General features: G+C 71.8%; 20 protein-coding genes and 1 tRNA gene. All 21 read right to left on the bottom strand.

The annotated features are described in order from the left end of the window. On the bottom strand, window positions 1-674 hold a 674-nt coding region (locus ABD220_RS02020), incomplete at its 3' end, for a 3-oxoacid CoA-transferase subunit B (RefSeq protein ID WP_344119373.1). Between the two features lies 1 nt (window position 675). After that, complete coding sequence (locus tag ABD220_RS02015; RefSeq protein ID WP_344119371.1) at window positions 676-1368, bottom strand: 3-oxoacid CoA-transferase subunit A; 693 nt, start codon at window positions 1366-1368, stop codon at window positions 676-678. Between the two features lie 50 nt (window positions 1369-1418). After that, window positions 1419-2612 (bottom strand): thiolase family protein, encoded by a 1194-nt coding sequence (locus ABD220_RS02010; RefSeq protein WP_344119370.1) that lies wholly within the window; start codon window positions 2610-2612, stop codon window positions 1419-1421. A 52-nt stretch (window positions 2613-2664) separates the two neighbouring features. Continuing rightward, window positions 2665-3096: a 4-carboxymuconolactone decarboxylase gene (pcaC, locus tag ABD220_RS02005; protein ID WP_344119368.1), complete on the bottom strand. Its 432-nt coding sequence runs from the start codon at window positions 3094-3096 to the stop codon at window positions 2665-2667. Continuing rightward, the gene (locus ABD220_RS02000; RefSeq protein WP_344119366.1) at window positions 3093-3926 is read right to left on the bottom strand and encodes an alpha/beta fold hydrolase; all 834 of its coding nucleotides are present in this window, start codon (window positions 3924-3926) and stop codon (window positions 3093-3095) included. The genes pcaC and ABD220_RS02000 overlap by 4 nt, the downstream gene beginning before the upstream one ends. Beyond that, entirely contained in the window at window positions 3923-5368 is a 1446-nt protein-coding gene (locus tag ABD220_RS01995) for a lyase family protein (protein WP_344119364.1), read from the bottom strand. Before ABD220_RS01995 ends, ABD220_RS02000 begins: the two co-directional genes overlap by 4 nt. A gap of 88 nt (window positions 5369-5456) precedes the next feature. Further along, window positions 5457-6041: a protocatechuate 3,4-dioxygenase subunit alpha gene (pcaG, locus tag ABD220_RS01990; RefSeq protein ID WP_344119362.1), complete on the bottom strand. Its 585-nt coding sequence runs from the start codon at window positions 6039-6041 to the stop codon at window positions 5457-5459. Beyond that, window positions 6034-6855, bottom strand: coding sequence for a protocatechuate 3,4-dioxygenase subunit beta (gene pcaH, locus ABD220_RS01985; RefSeq protein WP_344119361.1), 822 nt, complete (start codon window positions 6853-6855; stop codon window positions 6034-6036). Before pcaH ends, pcaG begins: the two co-directional genes overlap by 8 nt. 167 nt (window positions 6856-7022) lie before the next feature. Continuing rightward, window positions 7023-8222, bottom strand: coding sequence for a 4-hydroxybenzoate 3-monooxygenase (locus ABD220_RS01980; protein ID WP_344119359.1), 1200 nt, complete (start codon window positions 8220-8222; stop codon window positions 7023-7025). Between the two features lie 150 nt (window positions 8223-8372). Next, window positions 8373-9137, bottom strand: a complete 765-nt coding sequence (locus ABD220_RS01975) for an IclR family transcriptional regulator (protein WP_344119357.1) — start codon at window positions 9135-9137, stop codon at window positions 8373-8375. A 147-nt stretch (window positions 9138-9284) separates the two neighbouring features. Then, window positions 9285-13169 (bottom strand): DNA-directed RNA polymerase subunit beta', encoded by a 3885-nt coding sequence (locus tag ABD220_RS01970; RefSeq protein WP_344119356.1) that lies wholly within the window; start codon window positions 13167-13169, stop codon window positions 9285-9287. A 62-nt stretch (window positions 13170-13231) separates the two neighbouring features. Beyond that, complete coding sequence (gene rpoB, locus ABD220_RS01965) at window positions 13232-16741, bottom strand: DNA-directed RNA polymerase subunit beta (protein WP_344119354.1); 3510 nt, start codon at window positions 16739-16741, stop codon at window positions 13232-13234. Between the two features lie 275 nt (window positions 16742-17016). Beyond that, on the bottom strand, window positions 17017-19902 hold the full coding sequence (gcvP, locus tag ABD220_RS01960) for an aminomethyl-transferring glycine dehydrogenase (RefSeq protein WP_344119353.1): 2886 nt from the start codon (window positions 19900-19902) through the stop codon (window positions 17017-17019). 384 nt (window positions 19903-20286) lie between these two features. After that, window positions 20287-20670, bottom strand: coding sequence for a 50S ribosomal protein L7/L12 (gene rplL, locus ABD220_RS01955; RefSeq protein ID WP_047803902.1), 384 nt, complete (start codon window positions 20668-20670; stop codon window positions 20287-20289). Window positions 20671-20766: 96 nt separating this feature from the next. Then, window positions 20767-21291: a 50S ribosomal protein L10 gene (rplJ, locus tag ABD220_RS01950; RefSeq protein WP_344119350.1), complete on the bottom strand. Its 525-nt coding sequence runs from the start codon at window positions 21289-21291 to the stop codon at window positions 20767-20769. A gap of 340 nt (window positions 21292-21631) precedes the next feature. Then, window positions 21632-22783, bottom strand: a complete 1152-nt coding sequence (locus tag ABD220_RS01945) for a GNAT family N-acetyltransferase (protein WP_344119348.1) — start codon at window positions 22781-22783, stop codon at window positions 21632-21634. A gap of 144 nt (window positions 22784-22927) precedes the next feature. Further along, on the bottom strand, window positions 22928-23635 hold the full coding sequence (rplA, locus tag ABD220_RS01940; RefSeq protein ID WP_344119346.1) for a 50S ribosomal protein L1: 708 nt from the start codon (window positions 23633-23635) through the stop codon (window positions 22928-22930). Window positions 23636-23723: 88 nt separating this feature from the next. Further along, entirely contained in the window at window positions 23724-24155 is a 432-nt protein-coding gene (gene rplK, locus ABD220_RS01935) for a 50S ribosomal protein L11 (RefSeq protein WP_017833272.1), read from the bottom strand. Between the two features lie 146 nt (window positions 24156-24301). Continuing rightward, a complete protein-coding gene (gene nusG / locus ABD220_RS01930; RefSeq protein ID WP_344119341.1) occupies window positions 24302-25105 on the bottom strand; it encodes a transcription termination/antitermination protein NusG in 804 nt (267 codons plus the stop codon). An 84-nt stretch (window positions 25106-25189) separates the two neighbouring features. Then, window positions 25190-25462: a preprotein translocase subunit SecE gene (gene secE / locus ABD220_RS01925; RefSeq protein ID WP_344119339.1), complete on the bottom strand. Its 273-nt coding sequence runs from the start codon at window positions 25460-25462 to the stop codon at window positions 25190-25192. 111 nt (window positions 25463-25573) lie between these two features. Continuing rightward, window positions 25574-25646 (bottom strand) — tRNA-Trp (locus ABD220_RS01920). Window positions 25647-25664: the final 18 nt, after the last annotated feature.

Raw genomic sequence — 25664 nt, 5'->3', positions numbered from 1 at the left:
CGGGCGGGCCGCAGCGGGACGTCGACGATCTGCTGGAGCTCGGCGAAGCTCGTGCCGAAGGTCTCGCGCACCGCCACGCCGTCGGCCTCGATGAGGAACACGGCCTGGTCGGTGTAGATCCGGGAGACGCAGGCCACGCCGGTGAGCGGCATGGTGCACTGCTCCACGAGCTTGGACTGGCCCTTCTTCGTCTGCAGGGACATCATCACGAAGGTCATCTTCGCACCCGTGGCCAGGTCCATGGCCCCGCCCACGGCGGGGATCGCGTCCGGCCTGCCCGTGTGCCAGTTGGCGAGGTTGCCGCGGCGGTCCACCTGGAAGGCGCCGAGCACGCAGCAGTCCAGGTGCCCGCCGCGCATCATGGCGAAGGAGTCCGCGTGGTGGAAGTAGGAGCAGCCCGGGGTCTCGACCACGGGGATCTTGCCGGCGTTGATCAGGTCGGCGTCGACCTCCTCGCCGTGGGCCTCGGGGCCCATGCCCAGCATGCCGTTCTCGGTGTGCAGGGTGACGTCGTCCTCGGCGCTCAGGTAGTTGGAGACCAGGGTGGGCTGGCCGATGCCGAGGTTGACGTAGGAGCCGGCGGGGATGTCGCGGGCCACCACGCGGGCCAGCTCCTCGGGGGTCAGCGGGGTCCCGGACGTCCTGGGCACGGTCTCGACGGTGTTCTCGCTCATCTCAGATGTCCTCTCGGGGGTCGGTCCGGGCGGGGGCGTCGATCCGCACGACGGTGTCCACGTAGATGCCCGGGGTCACGACGACCTCGGGGTCCAGGCGGCCGCGCTCGACCACCTCCGCGACCTGCACGATGGAGGTCGTGGCGGCGGCGGCCATGATGGGGCCGAAGTTGCGCGCGGTCTTGCGGTAGACGAGGTTGCCGGCCCGGTCCGCGACGTGCGCCTTGGTCAGGGAGAAGTCGGCCTTGATGGGGTGCTCGAGCACGTAGTGCCGGCCGTCGATCTCGCGGACCTCCTTGCCCTCGGCCAGCGGGGTGCCGTAGCCGGTGGGGGTGAAGAACCCGCCGATGCCGGCGCCGGCGGCGCGGATCCGCTCGGCGAGGTTGCCCTGCGGGACGACCTCGAGCTCGATCTGCCCGGCCCGGTACTTCTCGTCGAAGTGCCACGAGTCGGACTGGCGCGGGAAGGAGCAGATGATCCGCCGGACGCGCCCGAGCTGGATGAGCCGCGCCAGGCCCACGTCGCCGTTGCCGGCGTTGTTGTTGACGACCGTCAGGTCGGTGGCGCCGTGGACGATCAGCGCGTCGATCAGCTCGACGGGCTGGCCGGCCACGCCGAAGCCGCCGATCATGACGGTGGCGCCGTCGTGGATGCCGGCCACGGCCTGCGCGCAGCTCTCTGCGATGTGCAGCATGCGATGTGCCTCTCTTCGGTGGTCTGTCCCGCCGGGGTCCCCCGGGGGTCTCAGGCGTTCTGGTTCTCGAGCACGACGGCGAGGCCCTGGCCCACGCCGATGCAGATGGCGGCCACGCCCCAGCGCGCCCCGGAGGCCTGCAGGGACTTCGCCAGCGTGCCGAGGATGCGGGTGCCGGAGGCCCCGAGGGGGTGCCCGATGGCGATGGCGCCGCCGTGCCGGTTGACGATGGCGGGGTCGATCCCCCACGCGTCGAGGCACGCCAGCGACTGGGCGGCGAAGGCCTCGTTGAGCTCGACGGCCGCGACGTCCGCCCAGGTGATGCCCGCGCGGCGCAGGGCGAGGTTCGCGGCCTCGACCGGCGCGAAGCCGAAGAACTGCGGCTCGTTGGCCGCCGCACCCCGCCCGGCGATGCGTGCGAGGGGCTGCAGGCCGGTCAGCTCGGCGGCCTTCTCGGAGCCCAGCAGGGCCGCCGACGCGCCGTCGTTGAGCGGCGAGGCGTTGCCGGCGGTGACCGTGCCGCCCTGCTCCGCCGGGCGGAAGACGGTCCTGAGCCCGCCCAGCTTCTCGACGGTCGAGGACGCGCGGACGGACTCGTCGCGGGTCAGCTCGGTGCCGGGCACCGTCACGGTGAGGTCGTCGTAGAAGCCCTCGTCCCACGCCTGCTGGGTGAGCTGGTGGGAGCGGAACGCGAACTCGTCCATCCGCTCGCGGGTGATGCCGTGCCGCTCGGCGAGCTGCTCGGTGGCCTCGCCCAGGGACACGGTCCACTCCGGCTTCATCCGCTGGTTGACGAGCCGCCAGCCGAGCGTGGTCGAGGCCAGGGTCATGTCCCCGGCCGGATAGGGCTTCTCCGTCTTCGGGAGCACCCAGGGGGCCCGGCTCATGGACTCGACACCGCCGACGAGCATCAGATCGGCCTCGCCGGCGTCGATCTGCCGGGACGCGATGATCGCGGCGTCCAGGGAGGACCCGCACAGGCGGTTGACGGTGGTGCCGGGCAGCTCCACAGGCAGCCCCGCGAGCAGGGTGGCCATCCGGGCGACGTTGCGGTTCTCCTCGCCGGCCCCGTTGGCGTTGCCGAGCACGACCTCGTCGATCATGGCCGGGTCCAGCCCGGGCGCGCGCTTCACCTGCTCGCCGATCACCAGGGCAGCCAGGTCGTCGGGGCGCACGCCCGCCAGGGCGCCGCCGAAGCGGCCGAACGGGGTGCGCACGGCGTCGTAGATGTAGGCCTGGGTCATGGTCTTCCTCACTTGCGTCGTTGCAGGTCGGTCACGGGGGTGGGGACGGGGATCAGGAGGCCGGGGGCCGGGGGCCGCCGGAGCCCTCGGCGTCGAGGGCGTCGAGGACCTGCTTGGCGTGCTTGAACGCGTTGTTGGCGGAGGGCACGGACAGGTAGATGGCCGACTGCAGCAGGATCTCCTTGATCTCGTCCCGCTGCAGGCCGTTGCGCAGGGCGGCGCGCACGTGCATCTCGAACTCCTCCCAGTGCCCGGCCGCGATCAGCGCGGTCAGGGTCACGGCGCTGCGCATCCTCCGGTCCAGTCCGGGACGGGTCCAGATCTCGCCCCACGCGTAGCGGCAGATGAAGTCCTGGAACTCGGCGGTGAAGGCGTCCTTGCCGGCCTCGGCGCGGTCCACGTGGGCGTCGGAGAGCACCTCGCGGCGCACCGCCATGCCGTCCGCGTGCGCCTCCTGCTCGGTGCGCCGGGGGTTGGTGCTCATGCTCGTGCTCCTTCGGAGGTCATGGGGTGGGCGCGGACGTGCTCGTCCAGCAGTCGCGCCACGTCCTGCGGGCGCTCGGCGGGCACGAGGTGGCCCGCGCCCTCGACGACCACGAGACGGCCGCCGGTCGCCGCGGCCAGCTCCGCCACGGCGCCGGGCGGCGTGGCGACGTCGTGCGCGCCGACCACCGCGAGCACGGGTACGTCCCCGGTGCCGAGGCGCCCGTCCGTGTCGGAGCCGGCGAGGGCCTCGCAGGCCCGGGCGTACGAGAGCCGGTCCGCGTCCTGGAGGTCGTGCAGCAGCTCCGTGGCCGTGACCGGGTCCCGTTCCAGGAATCCCGGGGCGAACCACCGCTGCGCGGAGCCCACGACCTGGGTGGGCGTGCCGGCGGCGGCCACGAGCTGCGCGCGCTCGGTCCATACGGCGGGCTCGCCCTCCCGCGCGGCGGTGCCCACCAGCACGGCCGCGCGCAGCCGGTGCGGCGCGTCGAGCAGCAGCCGGAGGCCCACGAAGCCGCCGAGGGAGGTGCCCGCGTAGTAGAACGGTTCTCCGGTTTCCAGGCCCGCGGCGGTGCGGTAGCGGTCCACGGCCTCGAGCACGGCCTGCGCCAGCTCCGCGGTGCCGAACGGCTCGCCGGCGGGCGCGGAGCCGCCGTGGCCGGGGAGGTCCCAGCCGACCACGCGGAGATCCCCCTCCAGTCGGTGCGCCACGGCGGACCACAGCGAGGCGGCGGAGGTGCCGAGCCCGGGACCGAGCACCACGAGGGGCGCCTGCGGCGACGGGGCCCGGCGGGTCGAGAACTCGACGAGGGTCAGGACGGGGACGGTCATGCTGGGGCTCCTGGGGGGGTCCGGGGCGTGGACGGCCGCTCGTGCGCGGAGCGGCGGTGGCGCTCGAGGACGCGGTCGATCAGCAGGTCGTTGGCGCCGAGGTATCCGGCGGGGTCGAGCAGACCGGCCACGACGCCCCGGTCCACGGGGGTGCCGTCCGCCAGGGCGGTGCCGGCGGCGAGGCCCACGAGCGCGTCGAGCATGCCCGGCCGGTCGGTCGCGTGCTCGCGCACCACCGCCTGCACGCGCTGCGCGCCCGTGGCACCGCCGGCGGCGGGTGGCAGCAGGGGGGCGAGCACCGCGCTGATCCGCTCGGCGAGCACCGCGGGCCCGGACGCGTCCAGGTTGGCCCGCATCCGGGCGGTCTCCACGGTGAGCCCCGCCGTGAGCTCGGCGGCGTGCGACGACGCCGCGACGGCGAGCCGGGCGAGCTCCCGCAGCGCCGGCCACTCCGTGTGCCAGGCACCGTCGGGGCGCTCGTCGACGTACTGGGCGGCGGCGACGTGGAGCTGGGCCACGAGCTGCGGCGCGGTCAGGGCGGTGCGCTTGAGCAGCACGGAGAGCACCGGGTTCTGCTTCTGCGGCATCGCGGAGGACACGCCGCGCCCCTCGGCGGCCGGCTCCCGCAGCTCGCCGAGCTCGGGGCGGGAGAGCAGCAGGACGTCGTTGGCGATCCGCCCCAGGGCGGCGCAGACGGCCCCGAAGGTCTCGGCGGTGCGCAGCACCGGCCGTCTGGTGGTGTGCCACACGTGCGGCGGCAGGCCCAGCCCGAGCTCGTCGGCCCAGCGGCGGGCGAGCTCGACGGCCTGCTCGGCGGCGTCGGCGGCCCCCGGGAAGAGGGCGAGGCTCCCGGCGAGGGTGCCGGCGGCGCCGCCGCAGGACACCGGCAGCCGGGCGAGACCGGCGAGGTCCGCCTCGAGGTCCTGCAGCCCGGCGAGCCAGCCGGCGGCCTTGAGGCCGAAGGTGGTGGGCAGCGCGTGCTGCGTCAGGGTGCGGGCGGCCTGGACCGAGCCGCGGTGGGCCTCCGCCAGGCCGGCCAGGGCGTCCGCGGTGGCCGACAGCTGCTGGGTCAGGGGGACGGCGGCGCGGCGGGCCAGCAGCATCATGGCGGTGTCCATGACGTCCTGGCTGGTCAGACCGCGGTGCACGAAGCGCACGGCGTCGGGGTCGAGGTCCCCCAGCCGGCGCCGGTAGTCGGCGAGCAGCGGGATGACCGGGTTGCCGCCGCCCTCGGCACGCCGGGCGATGTCCCCGGCGTCGTAGTCGGACGCACGGGCGGCCGCACGGGCGGACCCGGCGGCGGCGCGCGGGGCGAGCCCGGTGGCCGCCTGCGCGGCGACCCAGGCGGCCTCGACGTCGAGCAGCGCCTGGAGCACCGCGGTGTCGTCGGTGTGCGCGTCGCCCCGGTGGGCTCCGGGGCGGAGCAGCCCGGCGTCGGTCATGCGCGTCCTCCTGCGTCGTTCGTCGGGCGGTCCGTCGTGGCCGGCGGCGCCGTGCGGGGGCCCCGGCCGGGGCTCCCGCACGGACCGGTCACTGCTCGAGGTTCGGGTAGGTGAGGAAGACGGTCTCCCCCTCGCCCTGCAGCCGGAGGTCGAAGCGCAGGGAGCCGTCGGCCTCGCGCTCGGCGACGAGGGTGCGGCGGCGGTCCTCGGGCAGGGAGCGCAGCAGCGGGTCGTCGGCGAGGGCCTCGGTGTCCTCCGGCAGGTAGATGCGCGTGAACAGCCGGTTCGTCACGCCCCGGGCGAAGACGGTCAGGGTGATGAACGGCGCCTTGCCGGGCTCGGTCGGGCCCGGGTCCACGGTCGTGAAGGTGTAGTGGCCCTCGTTGTCGACGGACGTGCGGCCGAAGCCGGTGAAGGTGTAGCCGTCGCGCACGAGCGAGCCGGTCGCGGTGGGGACGTCGCCGTTGCCGTCGGCCTGCCAGATCTCGAGCATGGCGTCCGGCACGAGGTCGCCGTGGCCGTCCGTGACCGTGCCGTGCAGGCGCACCGCCTGAGGGTGCCCGAGCGGGACCAGCAGCTCGCCCTTCTCGTAGGGCAGCGCGTAGCCGTAGAACGGCCCGATGGTCTGGCCGGGGGTGGCCGGGAGCGCAGGTGTAGCCGGGGTCTCAGACATTGGAGTCGCCTTCCGTCCAGGTGCGGTTCGAGCCGCTGAGCACGATGTCCCAGGTGTAGCCGAGCAGCCACTCGTGCTCGGACGCGTCGTGGTCGTACGCGGCCACGAGGCGCTGACGGGCCTTCGGGTCCACGATCGACTGGAAGATCGGGTCCAGCGCGAACAGCGGGTCCGAGGGGAAGTACATCTGGGTGATCATCCGCTGGGTGAAGTCCGTGCCGAACAGGGAGAAGTGCACGTGCGCGGGCCGCCAGGCGTTGCGGTGGTTCTTCCAGGGGTACGGACCGGGCTTGATGGTGACGAACTCGTAGGAGCCGTCGTCGCCGGTCAGGCACCGCCCCACGCCCGTGAAGTTCGGGTCGATGGGGGCGGGGTGCTGGTCCCGCTTGTGGATGTAGCGTCCGGCCGCGTTGGCCTGCCAGATCTCCACGAGCTGGCGGCGCACGGGCCGGCCGTCGCCGTCGAGGACCCGGCCGCGGATCTTGATCCGCTCGCCGATGGGCTCCCCGCCCGACTGGACGGTGAGGTCCGACTCGAGCCGGTGGACGTCCCGCTCGCCGAAGGCGGGGGCGTGCAGCTCGATGGTCTCCGGGTCCGCGTGGTGCAGGTCCTTGGTGGGGTGGCGCAGGATCGAGCTGCGGTAGGGCGCGTAGTCGAGTCGCGGCTGCGTCTCGGTGCGGCCGGACCCGGCGTAGTCGGCGCTGATCTGCGCCATCTCGCGGTCGAGGTCGGCCTGCGTGTCCGCCGCGTCGTCGGGGCCCTTGGGGGTGAGGTGCACGAAGGACTCCTCCGGCCCCTGGTCCTGGTCGGTCATGGTTCAACTCCTTGGTTGCGAGGTGGCTGCCGCACCGGCGGGCGCGCTGCCCGGGGTGGTCGGCGCGTCCGCGGCGAACTCTCCGAGGCTAGCGCATCCAGTGCAGCATTCGCACAAGTGTTCGTTGTGCGAACTTATTGTGGGGTCACAGTGCAGGGGGCCGGTGGTCAGTGCTCGTCGGGCCAGCCCGTGTAGGACTCCGCGAAGTAGGCGGCGCCGCGCTCGGAGCCGGTGATCGCCCTGAACTCGCCGCGCCGGCGCTTCTGGTTGAAGGGGTTCTCCCCCGGCTGGGTGTGCATGAGGTGGGTGGCCCAGTAGGAGAAGTTCTGCGCCTTCCACACGCGCTCCAGCGCCGTGGCCGAGTAGCCGGCCAGCCCGGTGCCGTCGCCCGTGCGGAAGAACTCCACGAGGGCCGGGGCGAGCGCGCGGACGTCGCAGAACGCGAGGTTCAGGCCCTTGGCGCCGGTCGGGGGAACGGTGTGGCCGGCGTCGCCGACGAGGAACAGGTTGCCGTGGCGCAGGGGCTCGCACACGTAGGAGCGGAACTTCAGCACGGTCTTGTCGAAGATGGGGCCCTCCTGGAGCCGGAGCCCGTCCGGGCCCTCGACCCGGCGCTGGAGCTCGGCCCAGATCCGCTCGTCGTCCCAGTCGTCGACGTCCTCGTTCGGGTCGCACTGGAAGTACATCCGCTGGACGGTCTCGCTGCGCTGGGAGACCAGGGCGAAACCGTGCTCGGAGTTCGAGTAGATCAGCTCCGGGGCGCTCGGCGGGGCCTCGGCGAGGATCCCGAACCAGGCGAAGGGGTACTCGATGAAGTTGTCGGTGCGCTCGTCCTCCGGGATCGCCCGGCGGCAGATGCTCTGCGAGCCGTCGGCGCCCACGAGGATCTCGCAGCGGACCTCGAGGTCCTCGCCCGCGGCGTCGGTGAACCGGATCCCCGGCCGGTCGGTGGTCAGGTCGACCACCTCGGTGTCCGTGACGGACCAGCGGACGTCGCCGCCGTCGCGCTCCCGGGCGTTGGCCAGGTCCAGGAACACCTCGTTCTGCGGGTAGAGCCACACGGACTCGCCGACCAGCCTCTTGAAGTCGATCCGGTGGCTCTCGCCCTCGAAGCGCAGCACGGTGCCCTCGTGCTCGTGGCCCTCCGTGAGCACCCGTCCGTCGACCCCCTCGTCGACCAGCATCCGCACGGTGGGCGCCTCCAGGATGCCGGCTCGGTGGGTGGCGTGGATCGTGTCCTTGTCCCGCTTCTCGACGACGATGCTGTCGATGCCGGCGCGGCCGAGCAGGTGGGCGAGCATCAGCCCGGCCGGACCGCCGCCGACGATGCCGACCTGCGTGCTGAGAACGGTGCGCTGTGCGCTCATGGGTGCTCCTGGTGGGACGACGGACATCGTGTCCAGTGTCCCAGTGGCCTGTGGGGGGCACCACAATGGTCCCGTTGAACGGGATGCCCGGCACGGCGAGCGAGGGCGGTGAGCGCGGGGCGCCCCGCTGAGCCGGTCCGGCGGCCCGCCTCAGCGGGGCGCGTCCCGCAGCGTCCGGCGGATGCCGTGCGCCGCGGTGTGCAGCGCCTGGACGATCGCCCCGGCGCGCGCGGCCGGGTCCCCCGCGGGGGTGATCACGCCCAGCCCCGCCACCACCTGGTCGCCGCGCCCGCGCACGGGAACGGCGATGCCCGCCGTGCCGGCCTCGAGGTAGCCGGTCTGCAGGGCGTGGCCCGCGCCGCGGATCCGCTCGAGTTCGGCGGCCAGCACCCCGGGGTCCGTCGGCGAGAGCTCGGTGAACGCGGCGAGGGGCCCCTGCAGGTACTCCTCCTGGTAGTCCTGCGGAGCGTACGCCAGCAGGACGAGGCCCGTGGCCGAGAGGTGCAGCGGCAGCCGGCCCGCCACCTCCGACCGGACGGGCACCGCCCGGGGGTGGGAGAGCCGTTCCACGAGCAGCACCTCGCGGCCCTCCACGATGCCGAGCTGCACGTGCTGGCGCAGCACCGCGTGGATGTCGCCCATGAAGGGGCGGGCGGCGCGCGCCAGCCCGAGCTCGCGCGAGGAGCGGCTGGCCAGCTCCCACAGCCGGGTGCCGATCACGTAGTGCCCGCCCTCCACCCGCTCGAGCCAGCCCTGGCGGGCCATGTCCCGGGCGAGCCGGTGCGCGGTGGCCGGCGGCAGCCCGGCGAGGGCCGCGATCCGGCCCCCCGTCAGCCGGGACTCCTCGGCCGTGAAGGCCGCGAGGATCCGGTCCGCCCGCTCGAGCACGGACTCCCCGGTGGGTGAGTTCGCCATGGTCCCTCCTCGGGCTCCTTCCTGGTCCGCGGCCGGGCGCCGTGACCTGCCGTGGAACGGGGGCAGCCCCGCTCCGGAAGACGATTCTTCCGGAACGGGGCTGCCGTGGTGATCACGTACGCGATCACGCCCTTCGGGGCGCCGACCTCAGTTGGAGCCGAAGTCGTAGTCCTCCAGCGGGATCGCCTGGAACTCGGCGGGCGCGGAGTTCTCCTCCGCGTAGCTGAAGTCCGTGAACGAGCCCGGCTCCGTGAACAGCGAGGCCTTCGCCTCGTCCGTCGGCTCCACGTCGATGTTGTTGTACCGCGCGAGCCCGGTGCCGGCCGGGATCAGCTTGCCGATGATCACGTTCTCCTTGAGGCCCACCAGCGGGTCGGACTTGCCCTCCATGGCCGCCTGCGTGAGCACGCGGGTGGTCTCCTGGAAGGACGCGGCCGACAGCCACGAGTCGGTGGCCAGCGAGGCCTTGGTGATGCCCATGAGCTCCGGACGGCCGGCGGCCGGGCGGTTGCTCTCGGCCACGGCCTTGCGGTTGGCCTCCAGGAAGCGGACGTTCTCGACGAGCTCGCCCGGCAGCAGGTCCGTCTCGCCGGACTCGATGATCGTCACCCGGCGCAGCATCTGCCGCACGATGACCTCGACGTGCTTGTCGTGGATGCCCACGCCCTGGGAGCGGTACACGCGCTGCACCTCGTCCACGAGGTGCTTCTGCGCCTGCCGCGGACCGCGGATGCGCAGCACCTCCTTCGGGTCGACGGCGCCGGAGACCAGCTGCTGGCCGACCTCCACGTGGTCGCCCTCGGTCACGAGCAGCTTCGCGCGGCGCAGCACCGGGTACCCGATCGCCTCGTCCCCGTTGTCCGGGGTCACGACGAGCTTCAGGGCCTTCTCGGTGTCCTCGATGCTGACCCGCCCGGCGACCTCCGAGATCGGTGCGACGCCCTTGGGCGTGCGGGCCTCGAAGAGCTCCTGGATACGGGGCAGACCCTGGGTGATGTCGCCGTCCGAGGACGCCACGCCACCGGTGTGGAAGGTGCGCATCGTGAGCTGGGTGCCCGGCTCGCCGATCGACTGCGCGGCGATGATGCCCACGGCCTCGCCGATGTCCACCAGCTGGTTGGAGGCCAGCGAGCGGCCGTAGCACGCCGCGCACACGCCCACCGCGGACTCGCAGGTCAGCACGGAGCGCACGCGCACCGTGTCGGCCCCGCCCGCGAAGAGCGCGCTGATGAGCCCGTCGGAGAGGTCCGTGCCGGCCTCGGCCAGGATCTCGCCGTTGGCGTCCACCACGTCCACCGCCAGCACACGGCCGTGCACGGTGTTCTCGATGTCCTCGTGCAGCACGCGGGCGCCGCTCTCCTGCACGTCGGCGAGCGGCAGGTTCAGGCCGCGCTCCGTCATGCAGTCCGCCTCCCGCACGATGACGTCCTGGGAGACGTCGACGAGACGACGGGTCAGGTACCCCGAGTTCGCCGTGCGCAGCGCGGTGTCGGCCAGGCCCTTGCGGGCGCCGTGGGTCGCGATAAAGTACTCCAGCACCGACAGGCCCTCGCGGTAGGAGGACTTGATCGGGCGGGGCATGATCTCGCCCTTGGGGTTGGACACGAGCCCGCGGATGCCGGCGATCTGGCGGACCTGCATCCAGTTGCCTCGGGCGCCGGAGGACACCATGCGGTTGATGGTGTTCAGCGGGGACAGGTTCGCCTGCATCGCCTGGGCGACCTCGTCCGTGGCCTTGGTCCAGATGTCGATGAGCTCCGAGCGGCGCTCGTCGTCGTCGATCAGACCGCGGTCGTACTGGCCCTGGATCTTCGCGGCCTGCGCCTCGTAGCCCTCCATGATGGCGGGCTTCTCCGGCGGGGTCGCGATGTCCGAGATCGCCACGGTCACGCCCGAGCGGGCCGCCCAGTGGAACCCGGCGTCCTTGAGCTCGTCCAGCGTGTGCGCCACGGTGACCATCGGGTACCGCTCCGCGAGGTCGTTGACCAGCGCGGACAGGTGCTTCTTGTCCGCGACGGCCTCGTCCCAGGGGTAGTCCTCGGGCAACGTCTCGTTGAACAGCACGCGGCCCAGCGTGGTCTCCACCAGCACCGGCCGGCCCGGCTCCCAGCCCTCGGGGGCCTCCCAGCCCTCGAACGGCACGAAGTGGTCCAGCTCGATCCGGCACAGCGCGTTGAGGTGCAGCCTCCCCGCGTCGTGGGCCATGATCGCCTCGGCCACCGAGGAGAACGAGCGGCCCTCCCCCTCCTCGCCCTCGCGGACGGTGGTGAGGTGGTACAGCCCGATGATCATGTCCTGCGAGGGCAGGGCGATCGGCTTGCCGTCCGAGGGCTTCAGGATGTTGTTCGAGGACAGCATCAGGATGCGCGCCTCGGCCTGGGCCTCCGGGGACAGGGGCAGGTGCACGGCCATCTGGTCGCCGTCGAAGTCGGCGTTGAACGCGCCGCACACGAGCGGGTGGAGCTGGATGGCCTTGCCCTCGACGAGCTGCGGCTCGAAGGCCTGGATGCCCAGGCGGTGCAGGGTGGGGGCACGGTTGAGCAGCACGGGGTGCTCGGTGATGACCTCCTCCAGCACGTCCCACACCTGGGGGCGGTAGCGCTCGACCATGCGCTTGGCCGACTTGATGTTCTGCGCGTGGTTGAGGTCCACGAGCCGCTTCATCACGAACGGCTTGAACAGCTCGAGCGCCATCTGCTTGGGCAGGCCGCACTGGTGCAGCTTCAGCTGCGGGCCCACCACGATGACCGAGCGGCCGGAGTAGTCGACGCGCTTGCCGAGCAGGTTCTGCCGGAAGCGGCCCTGCTTGCCCTTGAGCATGTCGGACAGCGACTTCAGCGCACGGTTGCCCGGCCCGGTGACCGGGCGGCCGCGGCGGCCGTTGTCGAACAGGGAGTCCACGGCCTCCTGCAGCATGCGCTTCTCGTTGTTGACGATGATCTCCGGGGCGCCGAGGTCCAGCAGGCGCTTGAGCCGGTTGTTGCGGTTGATCACGCGCCGGTAGAGGTCGTTGAGGTCCGACGTGGCGAAGCGGCCGCCGTCGAGCTGGACCATCGGGCGCAGCTCCGGCGGGATCACCGGGACGGCGTCCAGGACCATGCCCAGCGGGGAGTTGTCCGTGGTCAGGAACGCGTTGACGACCTTGAGCCGCTTCAGGGCGCGGGTCTTGCGCTGGCCCTTGCCGGTGGCGATGGTCTCCCGCAGGGACTCGGCCTCCGCCTCGAGGTCGAAGGTCTCGAGGCGCTTCTTGATCGCCTCGGCGCCCATCGAGCCCTCGAAGTACATGCCGTAGCGGTCGACCATGACGCGGTAGAGCGCCTCGTCGCCCTCGAGGTCGTTGACCTTGAGGTTCTTGAAGCGGTCCCAGACCTGCTCGAGGCGGTCGATCTCCAGGTTGGCGCGCTTGCGCACGTTGGCCATCTGGCGGTCGGCGGAGTCGCGGAGCTTGCGCTTCTCCGCGGCCTTGCCGCCCTCCTCCTCGACCCGGCCGAGCTCGGTCTCGAGGTCGCGGGCGATCGCGGCGATGTCGGCGTCGCGGGTGGACTCCATCTGCGCCTTCTCGCGGTCCACGGCGGCCTGCAGGTTCGGCAGGTCGTCGTGGCGGGCGTCCTCGTCCACCGACGTGATCATGTACGCCGCGAAGTAGATGACCTTCTCCAGGTCCTTCGGGGCGAGGTCCAGCAGGTAGCCCAGCCGCGAGGGCACGCCCTTGAAGTACCAGATGTGGGTCACGGGAGCGGCGAGCTCGATGTGACCCATGCGCTCACGGCGCACCTTGGCCCGGGTGACCTCCACGCCGCAGCGCTCGCAGATGATGCCCTTGTAGCGCACGCGCTTGTACTTGCCGCAGTAGCACTCCCAGTCCCGGGTGGGACCGAAGATCTTCTCGCAGAACAGGCCGTCCTTCTCGGGCTTGAGCGTGCGGTAGTTGATGGTCTCCGGCTTCTTGACCTCGCCGTAGGACCAGGTCCGGATGTCCTCCGCGGTCGCAAGACCGATCCGCATGAGGCCTAGTGAAGATTCGTTGGACATGAGGGTCCTTTATCTCTTTCTCTGGAAAAGTTGACGTCTCGTCGGGGGTGGAACGAGAGGGATCAGACCTCTTCGACCGAGCTGGGCTCGGAGTGCGAGAGATCGATGCCCAGTTCCTCGGCCGCCCGGAAGACCTCGTCATCCGAATCGCGCATCTCGATGGCGTTGCCGTCCGCCGAGAGCACCTCGACGTTCAGGCACAGGGACTGCATCTCCTTGATGAGGACCTTGAAGGACTCGGGGACACCCGGCTCGGGGATGTTCTCGCCCTTCACGATGGCCTCGTAGACCTTCACGCGCCCGTGCACGTCGTCGGACTTGACCGTCAGCAGCTCCTGCAGCGTGTAGGCGGCGCCGTACGCCTCCAGCGCCCAGACCTCCATCTCGCCGAAGCGCTGACCGCCGAACTGCGCCTTACCGCCCAGCGGCTGCTGGGTGATCATGGAGTACGGGCCGGTCGAGCGCGCGTGGATCTTGTCGTCCACGAGGTGGTGCAGCTTCAGGATGTACTGGTAGCCCACGGACACCGGGTCCGGGAACGGCTCGCCGGAGCGGCCGTCGAACAGCCGGGCCTTGCCGGACCGGTCGATCAGCCGCACGCCGTCCCGCGTCGGGTTGGTGTGGTCGAGGAGGTCGAAGATCTCCTCCTCGCGCGCGCCGTCGAACACCGGGGTGGCCACGTTCGTGGGGCCGGACTGCTTCGGGAAGTTCGGCAGCCGGTCGAGCCACTCGGGCTCGCCCTCGATGTTCCAGCCCTGCTTCGCGAGCCAGCCGGTGTGCACCTCGAGGACCTGCCCCAGGTTCATGCGGCCGGGCACGCCCAGCGGGTTGAGGATGATGTCCACGGGGGTGCCGTCCTCGAGGAACGGCATGTCCTCCAGCGGCAGGATCTTCGAGATGACGCCCTTGTTGCCGTGCCGGCCGGCGAGCTTGTCGCCGTCCGTGATCTTGCGCTTCTGCGCCACGTACACCCGGACCACCTGGTTGACGCCCGCGGGCAGGTCGTCGTCCTCGTCGTCGCGGTCGAAGACGCGCACGCCGATGACGGTGCCGGACTCGCCGTGGGGCACCTTCAGGGACGTGTCGCGCACCTCGCGGGACTTCTCCCCGAAGATCGCCCGCAGCAGGCGCTCCTCCGGGGTGAGCTCGGTCTCGCCCTTCGGGGTGACCTTGCCCACGAGGATGTCGCCGGCCTGAACCTCCGCGCCGATGTGGATGATGCCGCGCTCGTCGAGGGCGGACAGCACCTCCTCGGACACGTTGGGGATGTCGCGGGTGATCTCCTCGGCGCCCAGCTTCGTGTCGCGGGCGTCGATCTCGTGCTCCTCGATGTGGATCGAGGTGAGCACGTCCTCCGAGACCATGCGCTGGGAGAGGATGATGGCGTCCTCGTAGTTGAGGCCCTCCCAGGACATGTAGGCGACCAGCAGGTTCTTGCCCAGGGCCAGCTCGCCCTGGTCCGTGGAGGGGCCGTCGGCGATGACCGAGCGCTCCTCGACGCGCTCGCCCTCGGAGACGATGACCCGCTGGTTGTACGTGTTGCCCGGGTTGGAGCGCGTGAACTTGTTGATCGGGTAGACCGTGGTCGTCCCGTCGTCGTTGAGCACGCGCACGAGGTTCGCCGAGACCTCCTCGACCACGCCGGCCTTGCGCGCCAGCACGGAGTCCCCGGCGTCCAGGGCCGCGTAGCGCTCCATGCCGGTGCCCACGAGCGGGGCCTCGGACTCGAGCAGCGGCACGGCCTGGCGCTGCATGTTCGCGCCCATGAGCGCGCGGTTGGCGTCGTCGTGCTCCAGGTACGGGATGAGCGCGGTCGCCACGGACACCATCTGGCGCGGGGAGACGTCCATGAACTGCACGGCGGTCGGGTCGACCAGCACGGCCTCGCCCGAGCCGTCGGCGGCGCGTGCGAGCACGGCGTCCTCGGCGAACCGGTTGTCCGTGCCCAGCGGGGCGTTGGCCTGGGCGATCGTCACGCCGCGCTCGTCGTCGGCGGTGAGGTACTCGACGTCGTCGGTGACCAGGCCGTCGACGACCTTGCGGTAGGGGGTCTCGATGAAGCCGAACGGGTTGATCCGCCCGTAGGTCGCCAGCGAGCCGATGAGGCCGATGTTGGAGCCCTCAGGGGTCTCGATGGGGCACATGCGGCCGTAGTGCGACGGGTGGACGTCACGGACCTCCATGCCGGCGCGGTCGCGGGACAGACCACCCGGGCCGAGCGCGGACAGGCGGCGCTTGTGGGTCAGGCCCGCGAGCGGGTTGTTCTGGTCCATGAACTGCGACAGCTGCGAGGTGCCGAAGAACTCCTTGATCGCCGCCACGACGGGACGGATGTTGATCAGGGTCTGCGGGGTGATCGCCTCCACGTCCTGGGTGGTCATGCGCTCGCGCACCACGCGCTCCATGCGGGACAGGCCGGTGCGGATCTGGTTCTCGATCAGCTCCCCCACGGCGCGGATGCGGCGGTTGCCGAAGTGGTCGATGTCGTCGACGTCCACGACGACCTCGCGCGGCTCGCCGTCGCGTACGCCCTTCATGGTGCTGCCGCCGGCGTGCAGGGTCACGAGGTAGCGGATCATCGCGACGATGTCGTCGACCGAGAGCACGGAGGCGTCCTCGTCCTCGAACGCCTTGTCGAGGCCCAGCTTCCGGTTGATCTTGTAGCGGCCCACCTTCGCGAGGTCGTAGCGCTTGGAGTTGAAGTACATGTTGTCGAGCAGCGCCTGCGCGGCGTCCACCGTGGGCGGCTCCCCCGGGCGCAGCTTGCGGTAGATGTCCAGCAGCGCGTCCTCGCGGGACTCGACGGTGTCCTTCTCGAGGGTCGCCCGGATGGAGTCGAACTCCCCGAACTCCTCGAGGATGCGGGACTCGCTCCAGCCGAGGGCCTTGAGCAGCACGGTCACCGACTGCTTGCGCTTGCGGTCGAGGCGCACGCCCACCTGGTCGCGCTTGTCGATCTCGAGCTCGAACCAGGCGCCGCGGGAGGGGATGATCTTCGCGGAGTAGATGTCCTTGTCCGAGGTGCGGTCCTGGCCGCGCTCGAAGTAGGCGCCGGGCGAGCGGACCAGCTGGGAGACGACGACACGCTCGGTGCCGTTGATGACGAAGGTGCCCTTCTCGGTCATCAGCGGGAAGTCACCCATGAACACGGTCTGCTGCTTGATCTCGCCCGTGTTGTTGTTCATGAACTCGGCCTTGACGTACAGGGGCGCCGAGTACGTGGCGTCCCGGTCCTTGCACTCGTCCATGGTGTACTTCGGATCGTAGAACTCCGGCTCCGAGAAGGACAGGGACATGGTGCCCTGGAAGTCCTCGATCGGGGAGATCTCCTCGAAGATGTCGGACAGCCCGGAGGTCCGGGCGATGCCCTGCTCCCCGGTCTCGATGGCCTGCTGGACGCGGGCCTGCCACCGCTCGTTGCCCACGAGACGGTCGAAGCTGTCCGTCTGGAGGGCCAGCAGGTTCGGCACGTCCAGCGGTTCATGGATCTTGGCGAAGGAGATGCGGCGCGGGATGTTCCCGTCGGCCGGTCGGTTAGCGGTTACGTTCGAATCGGTGCTCGAGGCGACCAAGATGGATTCCTTCCACAGACCTGCAGTTGAATCGCGCAGTACCCGATCGGGTGTACGGGTGTGCGAGGGCCAGCGGACGGTGCCGCTGGTTCGCTCCCCGGGGGCGCCCACCGCTATATGAAGGCACGCAGAATGAGGGACAACGCAAACAACCAGCATAGGCCCGAAGCGCGGTTGTGTCCACACGGCCGGTGGACGCGGGCGTCCACCGGTCGTAGGATGGGAAATTTCGTGTCGGGGGTCTCAGCGCCCTGCGGGGGGCCGGGCCTGCCGGCTCACCGGGCGGCCTCCACGGCCCCGCTGCGCACCGTCCCGGCGGCGGACTCCGGGCCGTCGGCCGCGAACGCCTCGATCGGCGGGCAGCTGCAGACGAGGTGGCGGTCCCCGGCGGCGTTCTCCACCCGGCCCACGGGCGGCCAGTACTTGGCCAGGCGCAGCTCGGGCAGCGGGTAGGCGGCCCGGGACCGGGGGTAGGCCCGGTCCCACTCGTCGGCCGTGAGCACCTCCGCGGTGTGCGGGGCCCGGCGCAGGACCGAGTCCTCGAGGGCGACCTCCCCCTCGGCGACCGCGGTCATCTCCGCGTGGATCGCGCGCATCGCGGCCACGAACCGGTCGAGCTCCGCGAGGTTCTCGGACTCCGTGGGCTCCACCATGAGCGTGCCGGCCACGGGGAACGCGAGGGTGGGGGCGTGGAAGCCGTAGTCGACCAGCCGTTTGCAGACGTCCTCCGCCGTCACCCCGGAGGCCTTCGTGAGCGCGCGCAGGTCGAGGATGCACTCGTGCGCCACGAACCCGCCGGGGCCGGTGTAGAGGGTCGGGAAGACGTCGGCGAGCCGGGCGGAGACGTAGTTCGCACTGAGGATCGCTGTGCGCGACGACGCGGTGAGCCCCTCCGCGCCGGTCATGGCGATGTACATCCAGGAGATCGGCAGCACCCCGGCGGACCCGTAGCGGGCCTGGGACACGGGGAACGCCTCCCGCCCGCCGTCCACGGCCCCGGGGTCCCCGGGCAGGAACGGCACGAGGTGCTCCGCCACGGCCACGGGTCCCACGCCGGGTCCCCCGCCGCCGTGCGGGATGCAGAAGGTCTTGTGCAGGTTCAGGTGGGAGACGTCCCCGCCGAAGCGGCCCGGCCGGGCGAGGCCCATGAGGGCGTTCAGGTTGGCGCCGTCCACGTAGACCTGGCCCCCCGCGTCGTGCACGGCGGCGCACACGGCGGTGATCTGCTCCTCGAACACGCCGTGCGTCGAGGGGTAGGTCACCATGATGCCCGCGAGCTCCTCCCCCACGTCGGCGAGCTTCGCGGCGAGGTCCTCCGTGTCCACGGAACCGTCCCCGGCGGTGGCCACGACCACGACCTTGAGGTCGGCGAGCACCGCGGACGCGGCGTTGGTGCCGTGGGCCGAGGACGGGATGAGGATCGTCTTGCGCTGCCGGTCGCCCCGGGAGAGGTGGTAGCGGCGGATCGCGAGCAGACCGGCGAGCTCGCCCTGGGAGCCCGCGTTGGGCTGGACGGAGACTGCGGCGTAGCCGGTGATCTCCGTGAGCCACGACTCGAGCTGGGCGATGAGCTCGCGCCAGCCGAGGGTCTGGTCCTCGGGGGCGAGGGGGTGGACCGAGGCGAACTCGGGCCAGCTGATGGGTTCCATCTCCGCGGCGGCGTTGAGCTTCATGGTGCAGGAGCCCAGCGGGATCATGGTCCGGTCCAGGGCCAGGTCCTTGTCCGCGAGGGTGCGCAGCCAGCGCATCATCGCGGTCTCGGAGCGGTGCAGCGTGAACACCGGGTGGGTCAGGTAGGAGTCGGTGCGCAGCAGCTCGGCGGGCAGGTCCCACCCGGCGCCCGCGCCGCCGTCGTCGGTGGCCGCGGCGCCGAAGGCCGCGAGCACGGCGTCGACGTCGCGCTCGTCGTGGGGCTCACCGGCCGACACGGACACGTGGTCGGCGCCGGCCCGGCGCACGTTGATCCCGCGCTCCGCGGCGGCCGCCACGACCGCGTCGGCGCGGCCGGGGACCTCGGCCAGCACGGTGTCGAAGAACCGGTCGTGCACCACGTGCACGCCGGCCGTGGCGAGCCCGGCGGCCAGGCGCGCGGCCAGCCCGTGCACGCGCTCCGCGATGGCGCGGAGCCCGTCCGGGCCGTGGTAGGCGGCGTAGGCGCCGGCCACGATGGCCAGCAGCGCCTGGGCCGTGCAGATGTTGGAGGTCGCCTTCTCGCGGCGGATGTGCTGCTCGCGGGTCTGCAGGGCCAGCCGGTAGGCGGGCCGGCCGGAGGAGTCGGTCGAGACGCCCACCAGGCGCCCCGGCAGGTTGCGCTCGAGACCCGTGCGGCAGGCGAGGAACGCGGCGTGGGGCCCGCCGAAGAACAGAGGCACCCCGAAGCGCTGGGCGGAGCCCACGGCGATGTCCGCGCCCTGCTCCCCGGGGGAGCGCAGCAGGGTCAGGGCCAGGAGGTCGGTGGCCACGGCCACGAGCGCGCCCCGGGCGTGCGCCTCCTCGGTGCGCTCGGCGAGGGCGACGACCTCACCGTCGACGCCCACCTGGGTCAGGACCACGCCGAAGAGGTCGCCCTCGGGCAGCCCCTCGGCGAGGTCGGCGACCACCAGCTCGATGCCCACGGCCCGGCATCGCCCGCCCAGCACGGCGAGGGTCTGCGGCAGCGTCCGGGCGTCGACGACGACGCGCCGGCTCGTGGCCCTGCGGTTGGCCCGGCGCATCATGAGCACGGCCTCGGCCACCGCGGTGGCCTCGTCCAGGAGGGAGGCGTTCGCCAGGTCCAGGCCGGTGAGGTCCATGACGGCGTTCTGGAACGTCAGCAGCGCCTCGAGCCGGCCCTGGGAGATCTCGGGCTGGTACGGGGTGTAGGAGGTGTACCAGGCGGGGTTCTCCAGGATGTTGCGGCGCAGAGCGGGCGGGGTGACGGTGTCCGCGTAGCCCTGCCCGATCATCTGGGTCATCACGCGGTTCTTCGCGGCGATCCGGCGCAGGGCGGAGAGCGCCTCGTGCTCCGACATCGGGGCGGGCAGCCGCAGGGGCTCCCCCGAGGCGATGTCGGCGGGGACCGCGCGGGCGACGAGCTCGTCGAGGTCGGCGGCGCCGACCGCCCGGAGCATGCTCCGGGTCTCGGCGGCGTCCGGTCCGAGGTGGCGTGGCAGGAAGGACAAGGTCAGCTCCTCGTGGTTGGCGGCCCGGTGGGGCCCGTCCGACCTCCCCGCTGGAGCCTCCTGACCGGAGGGTCCTCACCGGCCGCTGCGGGCAAGGCCCGCACCGTCGGGGGGCTCCCGTCCGGGCCGGCGGCGGAGGGCCACGTCGGACTGGCCTGCTCGCAGCGGTCCTGATCACCGGGGGGTCACGGGGAGGAGTTGCTCCTTCGGCGCCGCCCGGGCGCGGAGAGCGCCGGACCCTCCCGGTGGGCGTGGGCGGCCGATGTGGTTGTGCCCCCCAGTCTCCCACAGACCGCCGGGCACGGCACGAGGCCCCGGACGCCGTGCGTCCGGGGCCTCGCTGGAGCGTTCGCCGAAGGAACGCGTCCGGGGTCCTGCTGGGTCCTACTTGAGGGTGACGGTGGCGCCGGCGCCCTCGAGGGCCTCCTTGGCCTTGTCCGCGGCCTCCTTGTTGGCGCCCTCGAGGACGGCCTTGGGGGCCGAGTCCACGAGGTCCTTGGCCTCCTTGAGGCCGAGGGAGGTCAGCGCGCGGACCTCCTTGATGACCTGGATCTTCTTGTCGCCGGCGGCCTCGAGGACGACGTCGAACTCGGTCTGCTCCTCGGCCTCCTCGGCGGCGGCGGCCGGAGCGGCGGCACCGGCGACGGCCACGGGGGCGGCGGCGGTGACGTCGAAGGTCTCCTCGAAGGCCTTCACGAACTCGGAGAGCTCGATCAGGGAGAGCTCCTTGAACGCGTCGATCAGTTCAGCGGTGGTGAGCTTGGCCATGGTTGTGGCTCCTTTTCGATGGTGCCCCGGCCGGGTTCGTCGGCGCGGGACGGTCTGGTTCCGTGGTGAGAATGTGCCTCGCGGCGGGGATGCTGGTCAGGCGTCCTGCTCCTCGACCTTGGCGCGCAGCGCCTCGGCCGTGCGGACGGTCTTCGACAGCGGGGCCTGGAACAGCGCCGCGGCCTGGGACAGGGCCGCCTGGGCGGCACCGGCCACCTTCGCCAGCAGCACCTCGCGGGACTCGAGGTCCGCGAGCTGCTTGATCTCCGTGTCGCTCAGGGCCTTGCCCTCGAGGTAGCCGCCCTTGACGACGAGCTGCGGGTTCGCCTTGGCGAAGTCACGCAGGCTCTTGGCGGCCTCGACGGGATCCCCCGAGATGAAGGCGATCGCGCTCGGGCCGGCGAGCTGGCCGTCGAACGCGTCGATGCCCAGCTCCTTGGCCGCGATCGCGGTCAGCGTGTTCTTCACCACGGCGTATTCTGCGTTCTCACCGAGCGAGCGGCGCAGCTCCTTGAGCTGGGCCACGGTGAGGCCGCGGTACTCAGTCAGGACAGCGGCGTCCGAGCTGGAGAACATCTCCTTCAGCTCGGCGACCGCGGCTGCCTTTTCCGGGTTCGCCATGGTACTCCTTCCGGTCTTCGCTGCCGGTCGCTGCCGGAAGGGCCCGGACACAGAAAAAGCCCCGCGCAGATGCCCGGGGCTCGGCGTGACGGCCCGTGCAGGACGGGGCGCGCTCGCTGTGCTGGTTCACCTGCGCTGGCGGTTCCTGGCGGAACTCTTACGGCGGTCCGTCCGTTCCGCGCGCTCCGAAACGGGGCGCACGGGCAGAGGGACCACGACCGGCGGTCTTTGGTGCCCCCCACACTACCGGAGGGCCCCGGCACGGCCAAATCGGTCCCGGAACGGGGCCGGGCCCGCCCGGATCCCACCGGTGCCGTCCAGGGGCGGGCGGGGCGCCGGTTCAGGCGGAGGGGAAGTCCCGGGACCACACGCCGCTGCGCCCGGCCACGCGGAAGCCCAGCCGGGCGTTGACCCGGCTCATCCGGTCGTCGCCGCTGTGGCTCCAGGAGTAGACGGTGCGCACGCTCGGGGCCAGCCGCTCGAGCTGCTGCAGGTTGGCGAGCTTCAGGCGGGTGGCCAGCCACCGGCGGCGGTGCTCGCGCAGGACCACGGTCTCGTCCTGCATCCCGATCGGCGGCTCCTCCCCCGCCAGGACGATCTCGGTCATCCCGACGAGCCGCCCGGTGGGCTCGTGCTCGGCGACGGCCACGAGCGAGAAGTTGCCCGCCTCGGCGCGCAGCTGCTCGGTCCGCCGCACCCGCTCGGCGTCCCAGGGCTCGGGCTCGGCGGCGACCACGGGGGCGAGGAAGGAGTCGGTCGTCATGCGCGAGTGCAGGGCCGCGAGCTCGTCGAGCCGGTCCTCGGGGGCCGGGCCGCTCCAGACGTGGATCCGGTACGGCTCCTGCGCCGGGGAGGCCGCGACCTCCCGCAGCAGGGCCTCGACCCGCTCGGACGGCAGCGGGACGTCCAGCACCCCGAAGTCGCTGACCGACTCCAGCCGGTAGCCGGCGCTGAGCGCGAAGCGGGTCTGCCGGTTGGACACGGGCAGCCGGCCCGACCCGTCCGCGGCGTCCACCCACTCGACCATCCCGGGGGTGATCACGGGGAAGACCCCGGTGACGCTGCCGTCCCCCTGGATCTCCTCGGGGCCGGGGTGCTCGGTCTGGATCCGCAGGTGGCGGCGGGACTCCCCGACGGCGAGCTGCTCGGCGGCGGCCAGCAGCTCGCTGCCGGTGCCCTGCGAGGTGACGTCGGGGTCCACGTCCACGGTGATGTGGGCGCAGTCCGTGAGCGTGACCAGGGGCATCCGCACCTCGGCCCGTCCGGCGAGCCGGTCCTGCGCCCACGCCAGCAGGACGACCACGCGCTCGAAGGGGTCCATCAGGTCCCGGTAGAGCTCCTGGGCGTCACCGGTGAGGTCCGAGATCCCCCACACGTGCTGCCGGGACCGGCGCACGAGATCCGCGACGCGCCCCAGGAGCTGCTGCGCGGCGTCGTCGAACTCGTCGGGGATGCGCATCTGCTCGATGCGCACTGGGGGGTGCTCGCTCACGTGGGGGATCTCCGTTCCGTGGGCGCCGGCGGACGCCCGTCGGCTGCTGGGTCGAGGGAGGGATGGCCCGTCGGACGGGAAGGGGCCCGGCCGCATCGGCCGGGCCCCCACCCGTCGGAGCCCCGCGGGCTCCGGTGCACGGCGTCAGGCGCCGACGACGACCTCGGTGGCGTTCGGGTCGACCGGGATGCCCGGTCCGAACGTGGTCGAGACGGTCGCCTTCGTGATGTAGCGGCCCTTCGACGCGGAGGGCTTCAGGCGCAGGATCTCCTCGAGGGCGGCGCCGTAGTTCTCCGCGAGCTTCTGCACGTCGAAGGACGTCTTGCCCACGATGAAGTGCAGGTTCGAGTGCTTGTCGACGCGGAAGTCGATCTTGCCGCCCTTGATGTCGTTGACGGCCTTGGTCACGTCCATGGTGACGGTGCCGGTCTTGGGGTTCGGCATCAGGTTGCGGGGGCCGAGGACCTTGCCCAGCCGACCGACTTTGCCCATCATGTCGGGGGTCGCCACGGCGGCGTCGAAGTCGGTCCAGCCGCCCTGGATGCGGGCGATCAGGTCGTCGGAGCCGACGTAGTCTGCCCCGGCCTCCTCCGCGGCGGCAGCCTTGTCGCCGGTCGCGAAGACGACGACGCGGGCGGTCTTGCCGGTGCCGTTGGGCAGGTTCACGGTGCCGCGGACCATCTGGTCGGCCTTGCGGGGGTCCACGCCGAGGCGGAGGACGACCTCCACGGTGGAGTCCGTCTTCGCGGTGTCGAGCTCCTTGGCCAGGGCCACGGCCTCGGCCGGGGCGTAGAGCGTGCCCTCGTCGATCTTGGCGGCGGCCGCCTGGTATGCCTTGCTGCGCTTTGCCATCTGCTTCTTCTCCTTGTGCAGTTGTGGTCTGCGGGCCGCGCTCGGCCCTGCCACGTCAATAACGGTGGGTGGTGTCAGCCGAGGCTGATCACTCGACCTCGATGCCCATGGAGCGGGCGGTGCCGGCGATGATCTTCGCGGCGGCGTCGATGTCGTTGGCGTTGAGGTCTTCCTTCTTGGTCTCGGCGATCTCGCGGACCTGGTCCATGCTGAGCTTGCCGACCTTCTGGGTGTGCGGGACACCCGAGCCCTTGGCGACGCCGGCGGCCTTCTTGATCAGCTGCGCGGCGGGCGGGGTCTTCGTGACGAAGGTGAACGAGCGGTCCTCGTAGACCGTGATCTCCACGGGCACGATGTTGCCGCGCTGGGACTCCGTGGCCGCGTTGTAGGCCTTGCAGAATTCCATGATGTTGACGCCGTGCTGACCGAGGGCCGGACCCACGGGCGGCGCGGGGTTGGCCGCGCCGGCCTGGATCTGCAGCTTGATCAGGCCGGAGACCTTCTTCTTCTTGGGAGCCATGTGCTGGTCCTTCTTCTGCTGGACGTACCGGCGCACAGGAGCGTACGACGGTGGGTGGCCGCCGTGGCGCGGCGGCCGGGCGGCCCGGCGGCGAAGCATGCACCGCGGGGCCGGGAACTGGGGCGGGCCGGAGCGGCCCGCGGGGCTCAGATCTTGGAGACCTGGTTGAAGCCGAGGGTGACGGGGGTCTCGCGCTCGAAGATCGACACGAGGACGACCAGCTGCTGGGACTCCACCTTGATCTCGGAGATCGTGGCGGGGAGGGTCTCGAACGGGCCCTCCTTGACGATGACGGACTCGCCGACCTCGAAGTCGACGTCGATCTGCGGCTGCGCGCTGGGCTGGGCCGCGGACTCGGCGCCCGCGCCCTGCGGCGCCTCGAAGACCGGGTTGAGCATCTCGAAGACCTCGTCGAGGCGCAGCGGCACGGGGTTGTAGGCGTCCTGGCCGACGAACCCGGTGACGCCCGGGGTGTGGCGGACCGCGCCCCAGGACGCGTCGGTGAGGTTCATGCGCACCAGCACGTAGCCCGGGATCCGCACCCGGCGCACGATCTTGCGCTGGGCGTTCTTGATCTCGACGACCTCCTCCATCGGCACCTCGATCTGGAAGATGTCGTCCTCCATGTTGAGGGACTGGATGCGGGTCTCGAGGTTCGTCTTCACGCGGTTCTCGTAGCCGGCGTAGGTGTGGATGACGTACCAGTCGCCCTCCTGGCGGCGCAGCTTCGACTTGAACTCCTCGACGGGGTCCACGGCCGGAGCCTCGTCCTCGGCCGCGGGGGCCTCCTCGCCGGCGGGGGCCTCCTCGGCGACCGGGGCGTCCTCGGGCTCGTGGACGGCCGCGAAGTCGTCCTCCTGCACGGAGGTCTCGGCCTCCGGCAGCCCCGGGGCCTGCTGGTCGACCTCGGCCGGTGCCTCGGTGCCGTTTTCGAGCTCGTGCTCGGTCACTGGATCTCCCTCAAAGTTCTTTCGTGGATGTCGTGCTCTGCTGGGTCACGGTGGCCGGCCGCGCCGGCCCGTGCGCCGCCCGGATCAGCCGGCGGCGTCCCCCTGGCCGAAGATCCACAGGGCCGCCTGGCCGAACGCGAGGTCCAGGATCGAGATGAGCACCATCATGAACGCGACGAACACGAGGACGACCAGGACGTAGTTGACCAGTTCGCGCCGGGTGGGGGTGACCACCTTGCGGAGCTCCCCGACGACCTGGCGCAGGAACAGGAACAGGCGCCCGAAGACGCCGCGGGGGCTCTCTGCGCCCTGCTCCGGGGGCTGGCCCGACGCGCGGCCGGCGGTGGTCTGCGACATCGGCTCTCCCTGTGTGGAATCGTGCGTGCCGCGCGGTGCTGCCGGCCCGCCGTCGCCGCGGCGGCTCCCGGCACCCCGGTGCGAGGTGCCGGGGACCACCCCGGTCTGGAGCAGGGCAGACAGGACTCGAACCTGCAACCTGCGGTTTTGGAGACCGCTGCGCTACCAATTGCGCCACTGCCCTACGTGCCTCGCGGCCTCG

The sequence above is a fragment of the Kocuria aegyptia genome (genome assembly GCF_039530085.1).
Lineage (GTDB): Bacteria > Actinomycetota > Actinomycetes > Actinomycetales > Micrococcaceae > Kocuria > Kocuria aegyptia.
This window is presented reverse-complemented; position numbering and strand designations above follow the sequence as displayed.

Coding starts and splice junctions, on each gene's coding strand:
- ABD220_RS02015 (WP_344119371.1), bottom strand. CDS start 1,368: ATGCTGCACATCGCAGAGAGCTGCGCGCAGGCCGTGGCCGGCATCCAC.
- rplJ (WP_344119350.1), bottom strand. CDS start 21,291: ATGGCGAACCCGGAAAAGGCAGCCGCGGTCGCCGAGCTGAAGGAGATG.
- secE (WP_344119339.1), bottom strand. CDS start 25,462: ATGTCGCAGACCACCGCCGGCCGCGCGTCGGGCCAGCCCCCGGAGCAG.
- rplK (WP_017833272.1), bottom strand. CDS start 24,155: ATGGCTCCCAAGAAGAAGAAGGTCTCCGGCCTGATCAAGCTGCAGATC.
- ABD220_RS01980 (WP_344119359.1), bottom strand. CDS start 8,222: ATGAGCGCACAGCGCACCGTTCTCAGCACGCAGGTCGGCATCGTCGGC.
- rplA (WP_344119346.1), bottom strand. CDS start 23,635: ATGGCAAAGCGCAGCAAGGCATACCAGGCGGCCGCCGCCAAGATCGAC.
- pcaC (WP_344119368.1), bottom strand. CDS start 3,096: ATGAGCACCAACCCCCGGCGCACCGAGCAGGAGGCGCACGCGGACGGC.
- rplL (WP_047803902.1), bottom strand. CDS start 20,670: ATGGCCAAGCTCACCACCGCTGAACTGATCGACGCGTTCAAGGAGCTC.
- ABD220_RS02010 (WP_344119370.1), bottom strand. CDS start 2,612: ATGACCCAGGCCTACATCTACGACGCCGTGCGCACCCCGTTCGGCCGC.
- ABD220_RS01970 (WP_344119356.1), bottom strand. CDS start 13,169: ATGTCCAACGAATCTTCACTAGGCCTCATGCGGATCGGTCTTGCGACC.
- pcaH (WP_344119361.1), bottom strand. CDS start 6,855: ATGACCGACCAGGACCAGGGGCCGGAGGAGTCCTTCGTGCACCTCACC.
- ABD220_RS01975 (WP_344119357.1), bottom strand. CDS start 9,137: ATGGCGAACTCACCCACCGGGGAGTCCGTGCTCGAGCGGGCGGACCGG.
- ABD220_RS01995 (WP_344119364.1), bottom strand. CDS start 5,368: ATGACCGACGCCGGGCTGCTCCGCCCCGGAGCCCACCGGGGCGACGCG.
- pcaG (WP_344119362.1), bottom strand. CDS start 6,041: ATGTCTGAGACCCCGGCTACACCTGCGCTCCCGGCCACCCCCGGCCAG.
- ABD220_RS02000 (WP_344119366.1), bottom strand. CDS start 3,926: ATGACCGTCCCCGTCCTGACCCTCGTCGAGTTCTCGACCCGCCGGGCC.